Origin of the sequence: Clostridioides sp. ES-S-0190-01 (genome assembly GCF_020658275.1) — a bacterium.
Classification (GTDB): domain Bacteria; phylum Bacillota; class Clostridia; order Peptostreptococcales; family Peptostreptococcaceae; genus Clostridioides.
Genome location: NZ_JACVWA010000012.1, coordinates 319,646 through 334,859, shown reverse-complemented (window position 1 = coordinate 334,859; position 15,214 = coordinate 319,646). Strand labels below are relative to the sequence as shown.

The following is a 15,214-nucleotide window of genomic DNA, read 5'->3' as shown; positions in this document are numbered from 1 at the left end:
ATAAATTTACGCCGATTTCTTTTTTTATGTAAGTATAATTATTATGATAAGATTGTGTTTATGAAAGTATTAAGTGTTATGTCTGTGCAATTATTAAGTGTTATGTTTATGCAAGTATTAATTATTATATAAATATTGTTTTTGCATCAATATAGATTTATATAGCATATACAGATTTTTATTTTTCAAAAATATTATAAGATATATCGTATTTAGATATTGGATAAAGTTCAATTTCAACTCTAGGATTGTCCTTATCTATAAAATCAAATAAAAGTACTGGCTTAAGCTGCTTATCATTTTTTATTATTCCACTTTTTTCAATACCATCACAAATGCTCTTTGGATAGTTATGTAAATCGCCCATTCTCTTGTTAGGGAAGAATAATTTTAACACTGTTATTAAATTTTCTTCAACAGTTTCTCCTTGATACTGTTGATTTATAAAACCTGCAATCATGTTCTCATATGCTAAATACTTAGAATATTTTCCCTTTGAAGGCATCCATGCTTGACCATTTATATTATGAAGTTTAAAATTAGATTTACTAATGGGTCTACCTGGTATTGTTATTTTAATCAATTTATTCACCATCCTTATACAGTATTTATTATAATCTGTGGATGATTTAAAAGCAAATTCTTATTTGTTGTAACTTTCTGAATAACAAAGTCTAATTGGATAAGATATGATTTTAATAGTGTAATATATATTAGATTGTTGTAGATATGAAAGTTATATTATAGAAGAAATACAAGGTAGCGATAGAGGGAAGAGATATGAACTTTAAATTATAATAATGTTGTAGAACAACAAAAATATAGATAGTGAAAAATAAGTAGTGTTATAAGAGTAAAATAGCTAAAGATATAATATGGATGAAAGCTAAGCTATACAAATATTGTAGAATAACAAAATCTAGATAGTGAAGAATAAGTAAGTGTTATAAGAGTAAAATAGTTAAAAATTAAAAATAGATAGATGTTAAATTATACTAAGATAACAGCATATAAAAGTCAAATTATATAGTAAATAAATTATATAGACATGTAAATTTTAAAAATTAGATTATTTAGACTGTATAAATGTTGTTATGTCTAAACAAAGAAACATATGTAGCATAATTGTGATTTTAGAATTTAAGTTGAAAAGGAATAATTTTATGGATAATAACAGATTAAAAGAATTTTGTAACCTCATAGGATTAAAGTGTGTAGGAATAGCTGGAGTAGACAAGTATGAAAATCTGAGAGAGATACTTGAAAATAGACAGAAAAAAGACTATTTAACAGGTATGGAAGAACCCATAATTGAAAATAGAATTAATCCTAGAAATATAATGGAAGATGCTAATTCTATAATAGTGTGTGCTTTTCCATACCATATAAATAGACAAGAAAAGAATAAAAATTCAAATTTATCAAAATATTGTCATGGAAAGGACTATCATATTGTAGTAAAAGATTTTTTACAACAAATTTGTGATTATATTTCCAAAAATGTAGAAGGTTTTAAATATAAGATATTTACTGATAATGGACCATTAGTTGACAGATATTTAGCTTATTTATCAGGTATTGGATATTTTGGAATAAATAATAATATTATAACTGATGAATATGGTTCTTATATATTTATTGGATATATAGTAAATAATTATAAGTTTGAAGAAGATAAACCACTAGAAAAAAGCTGTTTTAAATGTGGAAAGTGTGTAAAATATTGTCCGGGAAATGCTATATTGGGAAATTATGATATGAATCCTAAAAAATGCTTATCATATATAACTCAAAAAAAGGGAGATTTGTCAGAGGAAGAAAAGTATGTTTTAAAGAAAAGTAAAAAGATATTTGGGTGCGATATTTGTCAAGAAGTATGTCCTCATAATATTGAAATACCAACAACTCACATCTTGGAATTTAAGGAAGATATAATAGACTATTTGGATTATGATGAGATACAAAATATATCAAATAAAGAATTTAAGAGGAGATATGGAGATAGAGCTTTTAGCTGGAGGGGTAAAAATATAATAAAGAGAAATATGGAAATAATTTTAGATAAGTATGATGACTAATAATAAGAGTCTATTTCATATACTTTAATGTGTATTTACTTTAACACTTATGGTGTAAAAGTCATATTATATCATTAAAGTTAAATATGAGGAGGTGGGGGAATATTGAAATATAATAATACATCTGAAATAAGTCCACTAGATAGTATATTGGGTCAAGAAAGAGCAGTAGAAGCTATGGAGTTAGGTTTAAAGATAAATAATCCAGCCTACAACATATACCTAGCTGGGGAATCTGGAACAGGTAAAAGTACTTATGCCTTAAAGGTTTTAAATGAATATGCATCTAAAAAAAGTACACATAAAGATTGGTGCTATATATATAATTTTGAAAACCCTAGAGAACCTATGATAGTTGAATTAGAAAAAGGGTTTGGAAGAGAACTTAAGAAAGATATGGAAAAGTTAGTAGAAAGTCTTTTAGAAGATTTTAAAAATGCATTTGAAAGTGAAGATTTTGAAATAGAGAAAAATAAACTTTTGGATGAATATGAAATAGAAAAAGATATGTTACTAAAGCAGATTAAAAAATATGGAGAAGAAAAAGGATTTAAACTAAAACAAAGTAAAATGGGAATAGTTTTCATACCTTTGAAGGAAGATGAAGAAGAAAGTGATATATCAGATGAAGTGTTTTATAAGGCTAAAAGAGAACTCGAAAACATGGCAATACAAGTTGTATATAAAATTAGAAACTTGGAAGAAAAAGCTGAAAAGGCTGTGTTAGAGCTTGAAGAAGAGATAGCTAAGCTTGTAGTAGAACCTCATATTAAAACGTTGTGCGAAAAATATGAATGTTATGAAAAAATTCAACTTTACTTAGAAAATATAAAAAAAGATATCATAGAATACATGTATTTATTTTACTTAGATGAAGAAGAATTGAAAGATAAGTATGATAAAGAACACTTTATAAAGTATAAAATTAATTTATTTGTAGATAATGGAGGTTCGAAAAAGAAGGAATCAGCACCTGTCATAGTAGAGATAAATCCAAGCCCATCAAACCTATTTGGAAAGGCAGAATATGATTATGCAAACGGAAATATAAAGACTGATTTTACAAAATTATTATCAGGAGCATTTCATAGAGCTAATGGCGGATATTTGGTGCTTTATGCAGACCAGTTATTAAAGTATACTATGTCTTGGGAAATTCTTAAAAAGACATTGCAAACAAAAAAAGTAATTTTGGAAACACAGACAGCAATTAAACCAGAAAATATGCCATTAGATGTCAAAGTGATATTGATAGGAAGTCATTATATATATGATATTTTATATAGATATGAAGAAGATTTTGGAAAATATTTTAAAATATTTGTAGATTTTGATAGCGAAATGGATAAGAATAAAAATAATGAAGATGGAATAGCTAGATTTATAGCATATCAATGCAATAAAAATGGCTTAAAACATTTTACAAAAGATGCAGTTGACGAAGTTGTTAAGTTTAGCACTAAATTGTCTGGTGATTTAGAGAAGCTCTCAACTAAGTTTAATAAAATAATGGAAGTTATAATAGAAGGAAGTGCATATGCAGAATTTAGAAGTTCCAATTATACAGAGCGAGATGATATTAAAAAAGCAATAAGTGAAAAGAAAAAGCGTATTAATAGAGTAGAGACACATATGGATGAATCAATTGAAAATGGTTTTACTCTAATAGAAACAGAAGGAAAAAAAGTTGGAGTAATAAATGGGCTATCAGTTTTAAGTACAGGAGAATATTCTTTTGGTAGGGCTTCAAGGATTACAGCAACTACTAGTCCAGGAAGCAATGGTATAGTAAATATAGAAAGAGAAGTAAATATGAGTGGCTCAATACATAATAAAGGAGTGCTTATATTAGGGGGATATCTTTCTGAAAACTTTGCACAGGATTTATTGATGTCATTAAATGCATATATTTGTTTTGAGCAAAATTATGGAGGTATAGATGGGGATAGTGCATCTTCTGCGGAGTTATATGTATTGTTATCATCTCTTAGTGGTGTAGCAATTAAGCAAAATATTGCAGTTACAGGCTCTATAAATCAAAAGGGAGATATACAAGTAGTTGGTGGAATAAGTGAAAAAGTAGAAGGATTTTATTCTATATGTAAAACTAAAGGCTTAAACAATGAACAGGGTGTAATAATTCCTAAAAAAAATCAGAGAAATCTTGTTTTATCAGATGAAGTTAATGATGCTATAAAAGATGGAAAATTTAAAATATATACAGTTGAAAGAGTAGAAGAAGCTATAGAGATATTGACAGATGTCAAATTTGAAGAAATAAAAAAATTGGTCAAAGAAAAACTACTATCTTTTAGTAAGATACAAATTGAGGCAAAAGAATAAGTTTATAATAGAATTTAATGGGTATTTATATGTATAATAAAAAGCAGGAACTTTAATAAGTTTTTGCTTTTTTTGTGAAATATCTGTAGAGTAAGTTTTGTTTTGTATGTTGATGTTTATTTTTTGTTGATATGATTAAACTATATATAAATAATGTTTTATAAATTGGTATTTTAAGGGGGATAATTATGAAAAGTGTAAATAAGAAAGATATAAGTAAGAATGATGCAACTAAGAATGATGTAAATAAAATTGAAACTCAAAAAGAAGTAGATGAAATAATTGGTGAAAAAGATATAGAAAATTTTGTAGATATTAAGGATAATAAAAAAAGTGTCAAAGTTAGCAAAAAAGATTCTCAAAAAAGTGAAAAAGATAGTAAATTAAAAGATAATAAATCTAGTAAAAATATACAAAAAGTGAGTAATAAGAAAGCTAAAAGTAAATCTGTAGATAAGAAAGAATCTGCAAACGAAAAAGATGTAAATAAAATTTTAGATGAATTAGAAAAATTGTATCCAGATGCTACATGTGAACTAAATTATGGGACAGCCTTTGAACTTTTAATAGCAACTATATTATCCGCTCAATGTACTGACGTAAGAGTAAATAAAGTTACAGCGGAATTGTTTAAGAAGTACAATACAGCAAGAGATTTTGCAGATTTAAGTATTGAAGAAATTAGTAAAGAGATAAAAAGTTGTGGTCTTTATAAAAGTAAGGCTCAAAAAATAAAAGCTACATCTGAACAGTTGTGTGAATTATATAATGGTGAGGTACCAGATACTTTAGAAAAGCTTGTAAAACTTCCTGGTGTTGGGAGAAAGACAGCAGGCGTTGTTCTTAGTAATGCCTTTAATCATCCAGCAATAGCAGTAGATACACATGTATTTAGAGTCAGTAATAGAATTGGAATAGTAGATGAGCCAAACCCTCAAAAAACAGAATTTGCACTTATGGAAGCCCTACCAAAAGAAAGATGGTCACACTCACATCATGTATTAATTTTTCATGGAAGAAGAATGTGTAAAGCTAGAAATCCAGAGTGTGAAAACTGTCCAATAAAAGATGATTGTAATTATTATCAAGAACTTAAAGAAATGAAATAACTTTTCTAAAGTAAGTTGTACAAGAGTGATTTTCTGATATAATAATACTTATGAAAATGTTAGATAGAAAACTATTATATATAATAAAATAAAAATTATTATTAACATTATTATATATGATAGTATAATATTATTGTTATTCTGTTTATAAAATAAAGTTTAGTAAACAAGAACGATATTTAGGAGGATAAAAATGTCATTAAATATAGTATTAGTAGAACCAGAAATACCTCAAAATACAGGAAATATAATAAGAACTTGTGCAGCAACAGGTTCAACTTTGCATTTAGTAAAACCATTAGGTTTTTCATTGGATGATAAGCACTTAAAAAGATGTGGTCTTGACTATTGGGATATAGCTGATATACAATATTACGATAGCTTTGAAGAATTACAAGAAAAATATCCAAACAGTAGATACTTTTTTTCTACAACAAAGGCTAAACAATCGCATTCAGATGTAAAATATGAAGAAAATTGTTTTATAGTATTTGGGAAAGAAACAAAGGGATTACCAGAGTCTTTGTTGAAAGCAAATATGGATACTTGTATTAGAGTACCTATGTTAGATGTTGAAAAAGCTAGGTCATTAAATTTATCAAATTCAGTAGCTATAGTAGTATATGAGGCTTTAAGACAAATAGGATACCCTAATATGAGGTAGTTTAAATAATCCTAAATTAGAAAGGAGCATACTTAATGAAAAATCTAAAGATAATCTGTGACAGTTTATCGGACGTGCCAAAAGATTTGTTAGATAAATATGATATAGATATTGTTTCATTAACAGTTATATTAGAAGAAAAAGAATACAAGGATAGGATTGATATATCTGGAGATGAATTTTATAAAAAACTTAGAGAAGAAAATGCATATCCAAAAACTTCTCAAGCTACTTATGCCCAATTTAAGGAAGTTTTTGAAAAATACACGAGTGAAGGTAGAGCAATACTTTATATAGCTGGTTCGGCTACAGCTACAGGAACATATCAAAGTGCTGTAATGGCGAAGAATGATGTAGAAGGTGAAATATATACATATGATTCTAACTTACTTTGTATGGGAACTGGTCTGCTTGTAATAAAAGCAGGAGAGCTTGCAAGTGAAGGAAAATCTATTAATGAAATATTACCTGTTTTAGATGAATTAAAAGAAAAAGCTTTTGTTATATTTTCAGTGGATACATTGGAGTACTTACAAAAGGGAGGAAGAATATCATCTACTAAGGCGGCAATAGGAAGTATATTAAATATAAAACCTATTCTTGAAATAAAAGGAGGGTTAGTCTCACAATTATCTCAAGTAAGAGGTAAGAAGAATGTAATTTCTAAGATGATGGACTTGATAAAATCGAATTGTGGGGATGATTTATCAGACCAAGTTATATATATAGGATATAGTGATGACATTAAGGAAAAAGAACAATTGTCTAAAGTTATGGAGGATGAACTGAGACCTAAGGAAATTAAATTTTTCCAAATTGGTGTGTGTATAGGTGCACATGCTGGTCCTGGTGTAACTGGAATTATATGTCTAAAAAATAAATAACAATTTTTTATATTGGGATTATTTATTTTTTTATTAATTTATGATAAGATATGTTAAACATTGATACACTAGATATGATTTGTTTTAGATAGAATTAAGTGTTGATATATTAAGTTGAGTTTTTAGGGAAGTGTGTAAATAGATAGAAATCTATTACACACTTTTTTATGGTAAGTTTATTGAAAAAATTAAATAAATACTTGCAAATGAGGTATAACAAATCAGTAAATAGTATGTAAAAATGTCACAAAAATATAAGGAGTGGATTTTGATGCGTTTAAAAAAATTGTTGGTATTAATGTTAACTGTAGCAATGACTGCTGGAATGTTAGTTGGATGTAGCAGTAATTCAAGTAATAATTCTAGTTCTAATCAAGATAATAAAAATAAGCTAAGTAACAAAGAAAATTCAAAAAAATCTGTATCTATGATATTAGATATTGAAGGGTCAAATAATGGAGTCATGAATAATTCAGCTTTGTTAGCGTTAGATACTGCACAAAAAAATCTTAACATAGATACAAATAAAGTGGAATCAGAGGATTCATCAACTTTTTCTAATAGCATAGATATTTTATGTAATGATAATACTGACTTGATTATAGCTGTTGGTTCTAGATTTGCAAAGCCTCTAGAAAAGATAGCCAAGAAATACCCAAAGCAACAGTTTGCCATTGTAGATTATGAGTATGACAAACAACCATCTAATATAACTTCAATTTCTTTTGAGGATAATAAGACTGGATATTTGGCTGGATTAGTTGCTGGAAAGATGACAGAAACAGATAAGGTTGGTTTTATAGGTGGAGTAGAGGGTTCTAGTAGAAATAAATTTGAATCTGGCTTTAAAGAAGGTGTTAAATTTTCTAATAGCAATATAAAAGATATTTCAGTTGAGTATGTAGATATTTTTAAAGATAGTAAATCTGCTGAATCTGTTGCTAAAAAAATGATGGATAGTGGAGTAGATATTATTTTTTCTAATACTGAAGATGATTCAAAGAGTGTAATAAATATGGTTAGAGCAAAGAATAAAAAAGTGATAGCAATTAATAAAGATCAGCATGAGTTGGCTCCAGAAAATGTTATAAGTTCTATTGTAAAGGACTTTGAAAAACCTACTTATGACTTAATACAAAGCTTTGTAAAAGGAGATTATAAGGGTGGTAAAGTTATAGAAAATACAATGAAGTCTGGAAGTACTGGACTTGCTCAAAATAGTTCTCAAAATATTCCTCCTGATGTGTTAGAATATGTAAATAAGAACAATAAATAATTTATAGAGACTTCATGTTCTATGTCAGGGAGTGAGTTTTGTGAAAATAAAAAGGATATTGATGTTTTGTTTTGTCATACTCTTTACAGTTTTTATACTATTTATCTGTAATTTTGATTTTGGATTTAATAGAGTAAATAATAATTCTAATATAAATAATAATAAGTCTAAACAAAGTGAATCTAAGAATGTGTCAACTTTGTCTGATAAAGATAAGTCAAATAGTGAAAGTAGCAATGATGAGGATGAATTGGAAGATGATTCTTATGTAAGAAAAACTGTTGGAGTATTGTTAGATACTGAAAATTTAGGTAATGAATCGTATAATAATAATGTACTGTCAGCTTTAAAAAGAGCTGATGAGGATTTTGATATTAGAGAGAAGATTGAAAGACCAAAGACTTTTAATGACTTTGCAAATAGCATAGAAAAATTATATAAATATGAACCAGACTTGATAATAGCAGTTGGAACTAGATTTGCAGAACCGATTAAACAAGCTGCTACAAAATATCCAAAACAGCAATTTGCAATAGTTGATTATAATTATAAGGTTCAACCAGCTAATGTAATTTCTGTATCATTTCAAGATAATTCCACTGGATATTTGGCAGGTCTTATTGCAGGAAAAATGACTGACACTGGTAAAGTAGGATTTATAGGAGGGGTTGAAGGCTCTAGTAGAGACAAATATGAATCTGGATTTAGAAAAGGTCTTAAAACTTCAAATAAAAATGCTGATTTATTGGTAAAGTATGCAAATGTATTTGAAAATCCTGAGTCAGCTAGAACTATTGCAAAAGAAATGAGAGATTCTGATAGAGATGTTGTATTTTCAGCCACAGAGGATGATGGGAAAAGAGCTATTCAGGTAGCTAGAGAAAATGGTGGTAAAGTTATAGCTATTAATAAAGACCAATATGATATGGCTCCAGATAATGTAATAAGTTCGATTGTAAAGGATGTAGAACAGCCTGTTTATGAATTGATACAGAATGTTGTAAAGGATGGTTTTAAGGGAAGTAAAGTCATGGAGTTTAAGATAAAAGATGGAGAAATTGGACTTACTCCAAATAGCAATAGAAACATACCACCAGATGTTTTGGAATATGTAAAAAAAGAGTACAATAAGGTGAAAAGTACATACTAATTATTGCTGAAGATATGTATAGTATTTGTGTAGAATGTTATAATTATCTATAGAGGAGTTGATACATATGGAAGACAAAATTTTGCAATTTCTAGACAAAATGCAAAACAGTATTAACGACAGATTTGATAAATTAGAAAACAGATTAGATAAGGTGGATACAAGACTAGATAAAATGGATGCTAGATTTGATGAGGTAGACATAAGACTAGATAAAATGGATACTAGATTTGATGAAGTAGACATAAGACTAGAGAAGATGGGTACTAGATTTGATGAAGTAGACATAAGACTAGATAAAGTAGATGCTAGATTTAATGGAATAGACTCTAGATTAGATAAGATAGAAAATAATCTAGTAGAAATTAAAAAAGATTTAAAAGACACAAAGGTAGAATTAGAATATACAGAAAAACATGTTGTAGCTGTTAAAGGAGACACACAAGAGATAAAAAGAGACTTAAATAAAATTGAAATAGTAACAGCAAGCAATTGGAACGATATAGCTAAATTAAAATCAATTAGATGATAGAGTAGAGTTTTTATAAAAATTTATCAAAAAAAACATTAATTAATTTAGATTAATTACATAAAAGTCCAATAATAAGTGTGTAAGTAGAAAAAATCTACTGCACACTTTATTTATATTCAAATAAAAAATTTATCAAAAAAAATAAAAAGGAGTAAAAAATGGAATTTACAAGAGAGCCATTTATACTAGATGACGATTTGTGTCTAGCTTTGGTGGACAAAAGAATTAGTTATCTAATGGAAAATGAATTAAAATTAAGAAATATAGAAATAATAAAAACAATAGAATGTAAAGAATTATATGAAAGTATAAAATATCACCCAGATATATGTATTTGTAATTTAGGAAAAGGAGATATAATTGTTGCGCCGAATGTATATAATCAATACAAAGAGTTATTAAGTAAACATAAATTTAATATAATTAAGGGAGAAGCTAATTTATCAAATAAATATCCTTATGATATACCTTACAATATTGCTATAGTTGGTGATTATGCCATACACAATTTTAAGTACACTGACAGAGCGATATTAGATTATATTGAAAATAATAAACTTAAAAAGATAAATATAGAGCAGGGCTATTCTAAATGCTCAATCTGTATAGTAGATAGAACATCTATAATAACATCAGATAAAGGTATTTGGAAAAGCATGAAGAATACAGAAATAGAGTGTTTATTAATAGAAAAAGGTCATATAAATTTATTTGAGATGAATTATGGATTTATAGGTGGATGTACAGGGTTAATTTCTAAGGATAAACTAGCTTTTTGTGGAGATGTTAAAAAACATCCTGACTATGAACGTATAAAAAGTTTTATAGAAAGTAAAAACAAGGAGATAGTTACACTTAGTAGTGAAAATTTACTCGATATAGGTTCTATAGTTCCTCTCATGACGAGAAAGGAGCGATAACTTTGGTTGAGAAGGATAATATTTCTTCTATGAAATTTTTGAGGAATAATAATGTAAACGATAGATTAATATATACAAATGACATTGTAGAAGTCGTAATTGATTCTGCAAAGCAAGAAGTATTAAATAAGAAGATACTTAATGGTACTAAAACTGAACAAAGAGCTCTAAATATTGATGAAATATCTACAGAAATAACTAGTATGATAATAAGTATAATGAAAGAGAAACTTTTAAAAGAATACATTCTAAAATGCTATGGGCGTACATATCCTGAAGATAAAAATAATATATACATATATTCACTAAACATATTTGCTAAAAAAGAGATTTTTATGAGAGAAACAGTATTTACAAGGGTTAGGAACTATATAGAGGAAAATGATTTTATAAATGTCGAAGGTTTTATTAGATTTAGAATGAGAGAATTTATGAAATATATTTCTGCTATAGGTGATATTGCAGTTGAAGAGTATTTAATAAAAAGAGACCAAGATGAGTTTATAAGAGTTTTAAAATATTTTATAGATACTCAAGAAGAAAAGATAGATTTACTTAAAGTTCATATAATGGAAGATAATACATTTATTTTATACGATAAAAATGGAAATAAAATAGACAGTATAGATGATGAAGAAATTATAAATATGGTCATAAGAGAAAATTTAAATTATGAGGACTTTTTAATAAGTACCTTATTAACTTTATGCCCTAAGAAGATAGAAATATTAGATTTATTAAATAACAATTGCTCAAAGGAAATCATAGATACAGTAGAAGCAATTTTTGAAAATAAAGTTAGTATAATTATGGAAAACTAGAATTGAAAGATATAATTTAAGATTTGAAAAGATAGTTAAAAATAAAAATATACTCAAATTACAGATAAATCAGAGTTAAAAGATAGTAAAATACAACTAAAATAATAAAAATAAAAATTAGAAATCAAAAAATTCTTTTGAAATCGACACGAAAGACTTATAATTGTATATAAAGCTATAATATAACTAGAGTTATTAAAGATAAAATATAGCTAACAAATATACAATTGATAAGGAGAAGTTTTATAATGGATAATTTAATTAGGATACTAATATTAGCTGTTATTGGTGGATTTATAGGTTATGTCACAAATGTAGTTGCTATAAGACTGATATTTAGACCAATAGTACCTATTAAGATACCTATTTTAAATATAGAGATAGTAGGTCTTATACCAAAGAGAAGAGCAGAAATAGCAGCAAATGTAGGTGAAATAATTCAAAACGAATTTCTTTCAATGGACGAAATACTTGCAAATATCATTACTGACGAAGATAAGGAAGAAGTTGTAAGATACATAAAAGCAAGGGTGAAAATTATCATACATGAGAAAGTTTCATTTATACCAAGCAGTATAAAGAACATGATTCAGGACTATTTAGGAGATATAATTGAATCTGAAGTGAAACAGAGCATAGATGAATTGAGCAAAAATATAATAAATAAAGCAAATGAGCGTATAGATATACAAAAAATGGTCGAAGATAAGATTAATGAACTAGATTTATATGAACTAGAAGAAATAATCATAAGAATAGCTAAAAATGAATTAAAACATATAGAAATCTTAGGTCTTGTATTAGGTTTCTTAATAGGTATAGTTCAAGGATTGGTGACTATATTTATCTAGTTATATCTATCATGCATGTAGATATGATTTAAAAATTTAAAATTAGTGAAAATATTATAATATTACTATAAATCAAAAGATTAAATTAATATAAAATATAAGAATATTAGTTTACAATTGATTGAGATGAAAAATAATGGGTAATTAATATATTACATTAATGTTGATTGATGTATGACTATCTGTTATAATGAAAATATATCAAAAATTATAGTGTTGAAGAGGAAGAGTAGAGTGGAAACCATTCACAGAGAATCTGGGTCTATGGCTGAAAACCCATGTAATAGGTCTATTTGAAAACTACCTTGGAGCTGAGCTTATTAGCAATATTTGTTTTACACGATTTGTGAAAGTGCTCGGGTGACTACCTTATAGTCATCAAGAGGGTTGTATATATTTGTATACACCAACTTGGGTGGAACCGCGAATTAATATCGTCCCAAATATATTTGGGGCGATTTTTTATTACAAAAAAATTAAAAATTATCTCAATAAGGAGGAAAAAACAATGATTAAAGTTGCTTTAAAAGATGGTTCAATAAAAGAATTTGAAAATGCTCTTTCTGTTATGGATGTGGCTAAATCCATTAGTGAAGGATTAGCTAGAAATGTGGTAGCAGCATCTGTGAACGGAGAGGTTGTAGGTCTGGACCACATGATAGATAGTGATTGTGATTTAAACTTATTTAAATTTGAAGATAAAGAAGGAAAAGACGTTTTTAGACATACATCAGCACATATGTTAGCTCAAGCTATAAAGAGACTTTACCCAGAAGCAAAACTTGCTATAGGGCCAAGTATAGAGAATGGATTCTATTATGATATAGATTTAGAACATAGATTAGTTCCAGAAGACTTGGAAAAAATAGAAGCTGAAATGAAAAAAATAGCTAAAGAAGATTTAAAAATAGAAAGATTTGAACTTCCTAGAAATGAAGCTTTAGAACTTATGAAAGAACAAGGAGAAGATTATAAGGTAGAGCTTATATCTGATTTACCTGAAAGTGAAATAATATCTTTCTATAAACAAGGTGATTTTACTGATTTATGTAGAGGACCACATTTACCATCTACTAAAAAGGTTAAAGCTGTTAAATTACAAAGTGTAGCAGGTGCATACTGGCGTGGTGACGAAAAAAATAAAATGCTTCAAAGAATCTATGGAACTTCTTTTGAAAAAAATAAAGATTTAGAAGAGTACCTACACTTATTAGAAGAAGCTAAAAAAAGAGACCATAGAAAATTAGGTAAAGAATTAGGTTTATTTATGATACCTGATGAAGGTCCTGGATTCCCTATGTTCTTACCAAAAGGAATGGAACTTAAAAATGAATTATTAAAATTCTGGAGAGAAATACACAGAAAAGCTGGATATATTGAAATAGAATCTCCAATTATATTAAACAGAAAATTATGGGAGACTTCAGGTCACTGGTATCATTACAAAGAGAATATGTATACAGTTAAAATAGATGACGAGGATTATGCTATAAAACCTATGAACTGTCCTGGTGGATTAATTTACTACAATTCTCAATTACACTCATATAGAGATTTCCCAATGAGAGTTGCAGAGCTTGGTAGAGTTCATAGACATGAGTTATCTGGAGCATTACAAGGATTAATGAGAGTTAGAGCATTTACTCAAGATGATTCACATATATTCATGTTACCAGAACAAATCAAAGATGAAATAAAAGGTGTAGCTAATCTAATAGATGGTATTTACAAGACTTTTGGATTTGAATACAATCTAGAATTATCTACAAGACCAGAAAATTCTATGGGAAGCGAAGAAGAGTGGGAAGCAGCTGAAAATGGATTAAGAGAAGCTTTAGAAGAGTTAGGTCTACCATATACTATAAATGAAGGTGATGGGGCATTCTATGGTCCTAAGATAGACTTCCATTTAAGAGACTGTTTAGGAAGAACTTGGCAATGTGGTACTATCCAATTAGATATGCAACTTCCAAGACAATTTGATAATACTTATATTGGACAAGATGGTGAGAAACATAGACCAGTTATGATTCATAGAGTTGCTTTTGGTAGTATAGAGAGATTTATAGGTATATTAATTGAACATTATGCTGGTAAATTCCCAGTTTGGTTATCTCCAACTCAAGTTAAGATACTTCCTATATCTGATAAGTTTATGGATTATGCTAATGAAGTTAAAAAAGTATTATTTGATAAAGGTATAAGAGTTGAATTAGATGATAGAGCTGAAAAAATTGGATTTAAAATAAGAGAGGCTCAACTTGAAAAAGTTCCTTATATGTTAGTAGTAGGTGAAAAAGAAGTAGCTGAAAATAATGTTTCTGTAAGATCAAGAGATAAAGGTGAAATAGGCAGTATTAAATTAGATGAGTTTATAGCTAGTATTTCAAAAGAAATTGAGTCAAGAGAAAGTGTTATTCAAAACTAATATATAAAATAAAGTTAATTGATATATAAAATGTTAACTTGTGTATAGATAGATATTTTCTGTATAGATAAGTATCTTGTGAATAAATAATTATAATTAGAGGCACATTTAGTCATATTTTTTATGATAATGTGCCTCTAATTTTTGCTTATAAGATA

The 15,214-nt window shown here is 27.5% G+C and carries 13 protein-coding genes and 1 other annotated feature; of the genes, 12 read left to right on the top strand and 1 reads right to left on the bottom strand.

Features of this window, described 5'->3' with window-relative positions:
* Nucleotides 1-178 precede the first annotated feature (178 nt).
* On the bottom strand, nt 179-583 hold the full coding sequence (locus IC214_RS03130) for a RusA family crossover junction endodeoxyribonuclease (protein ID WP_227433607.1): 405 nt from the start codon (nt 581-583) through the stop codon (nt 179-181).
* A gap of 580 nt (nt 584-1,163) precedes the next feature.
* On the opposite strand from IC214_RS03130, the gene queG reads away from it, so the two are divergent.
* From queG to thrS, 12 genes are all read left to right on the top strand, one after another.
* The gene (queG, locus tag IC214_RS03125; RefSeq protein ID WP_227866230.1) at nt 1,164-2,078 is read left to right on the top strand and encodes a tRNA epoxyqueuosine(34) reductase QueG; all 915 of its coding nucleotides are present in this window, start codon (nt 1,164-1,166) and stop codon (nt 2,076-2,078) included.
* A gap of 105 nt (nt 2,079-2,183) precedes the next feature.
* Nucleotides 2,184-4,421 carry an ATP-binding protein gene (locus tag IC214_RS03120; protein ID WP_227866221.1) on the top strand — a complete coding sequence of 746 codons (2,238 nt, stop codon included), beginning with the start codon at nt 2,184-2,186 and terminating at the stop codon, nt 4,419-4,421.
* Nucleotides 4,422-4,609: 188 nt separating this feature from the next.
* The gene (gene nth, locus IC214_RS03115; RefSeq protein ID WP_227866220.1) at nt 4,610-5,530 is read left to right on the top strand and encodes an endonuclease III; all 921 of its coding nucleotides are present in this window, start codon (nt 4,610-4,612) and stop codon (nt 5,528-5,530) included.
* 193 nt (nt 5,531-5,723) lie between these two features.
* On the top strand, nt 5,724-6,194 hold the full coding sequence (gene trmL / locus IC214_RS03110) for a tRNA (uridine(34)/cytosine(34)/5-carboxymethylaminomethyluridine(34)-2'-O)-methyltransferase TrmL (protein ID WP_227433604.1): 471 nt from the start codon (nt 5,724-5,726) through the stop codon (nt 6,192-6,194).
* 35 nt (nt 6,195-6,229) lie between these two features.
* The gene (locus IC214_RS03105) at nt 6,230-7,078 is read left to right on the top strand and encodes a DegV family protein (RefSeq protein ID WP_227835836.1); all 849 of its coding nucleotides are present in this window, start codon (nt 6,230-6,232) and stop codon (nt 7,076-7,078) included.
* Nucleotides 7,079-7,349: 271 nt separating this feature from the next.
* Complete coding sequence (locus IC214_RS03100) at nt 7,350-8,354, top strand: BMP family ABC transporter substrate-binding protein (protein WP_227433602.1); 1,005 nt, start codon at nt 7,350-7,352, stop codon at nt 8,352-8,354.
* Between the two features lie 40 nt (nt 8,355-8,394).
* Nucleotides 8,395-9,504, top strand: coding sequence for a BMP family ABC transporter substrate-binding protein (locus tag IC214_RS03095; RefSeq protein ID WP_227860740.1), 1,110 nt, complete (start codon nt 8,395-8,397; stop codon nt 9,502-9,504).
* Nucleotides 9,505-9,571: 67 nt separating this feature from the next.
* Nucleotides 9,572-10,033, top strand: coding sequence for a hypothetical protein (locus IC214_RS03090; protein ID WP_227866219.1), 462 nt, complete (start codon nt 9,572-9,574; stop codon nt 10,031-10,033).
* Between the two features lie 161 nt (nt 10,034-10,194).
* Entirely contained in the window at nt 10,195-10,956 is a 762-nt protein-coding gene (locus IC214_RS03085) for a DUF6873 family GME fold protein (protein WP_227433599.1), read from the top strand.
* Between the two features lie 29 nt (nt 10,957-10,985).
* Entirely contained in the window at nt 10,986-11,777 is a 792-nt protein-coding gene (locus IC214_RS03080) for a putative sporulation protein YtxC (RefSeq protein WP_227845491.1), read from the top strand.
* A gap of 248 nt (nt 11,778-12,025) precedes the next feature.
* Nucleotides 12,026-12,628 (top strand): DUF445 domain-containing protein, encoded by a 603-nt coding sequence (locus IC214_RS03075; RefSeq protein WP_227433597.1) that lies wholly within the window; start codon nt 12,026-12,028, stop codon nt 12,626-12,628.
* A 207-nt stretch (nt 12,629-12,835) separates the two neighbouring features.
* Nucleotides 12,836-13,073: a binding site (T-box leader), on the top strand.
* Nucleotides 13,074-13,136: 63 nt separating this feature from the next.
* On the top strand, nt 13,137-15,056 hold the full coding sequence (gene thrS / locus IC214_RS03070) for a threonine--tRNA ligase (protein WP_227433596.1): 1,920 nt from the start codon (nt 13,137-13,139) through the stop codon (nt 15,054-15,056).
* Nucleotides 15,057-15,214 lie beyond the last annotated feature (158 nt).

Excerpts from the sequence above, each read along its gene's own strand:
- IC214_RS03105 (WP_227835836.1), top strand. The coding sequence starts at position 6,230 with ATGAAAAATCTAAAGATAATCTGTGACAGTTTATCGGACGTGCCAAAA.
- IC214_RS03100 (WP_227433602.1), top strand. The coding sequence starts at position 7,350 with ATGCGTTTAAAAAAATTGTTGGTATTAATGTTAACTGTAGCAATGACT.
- nth (WP_227866220.1), top strand. The coding sequence starts at position 4,610 with ATGAAAAGTGTAAATAAGAAAGATATAAGTAAGAATGATGCAACTAAG.
- IC214_RS03085 (WP_227433599.1), top strand. The coding sequence starts at position 10,195 with ATGGAATTTACAAGAGAGCCATTTATACTAGATGACGATTTGTGTCTA.
- queG (WP_227866230.1), top strand. The coding sequence starts at position 1,164 with ATGGATAATAACAGATTAAAAGAATTTTGTAACCTCATAGGATTAAAG.
- trmL (WP_227433604.1), top strand. The coding sequence starts at position 5,724 with ATGTCATTAAATATAGTATTAGTAGAACCAGAAATACCTCAAAATACA.
- IC214_RS03090 (WP_227866219.1), top strand. The coding sequence starts at position 9,572 with ATGGAAGACAAAATTTTGCAATTTCTAGACAAAATGCAAAACAGTATT.
- thrS (WP_227433596.1), top strand. The coding sequence starts at position 13,137 with ATGATTAAAGTTGCTTTAAAAGATGGTTCAATAAAAGAATTTGAAAAT.
- IC214_RS03080 (WP_227845491.1), top strand. The coding sequence starts at position 10,986 with ATGAAATTTTTGAGGAATAATAATGTAAACGATAGATTAATATATACA.
- IC214_RS03075 (WP_227433597.1), top strand. The coding sequence starts at position 12,026 with ATGGATAATTTAATTAGGATACTAATATTAGCTGTTATTGGTGGATTT.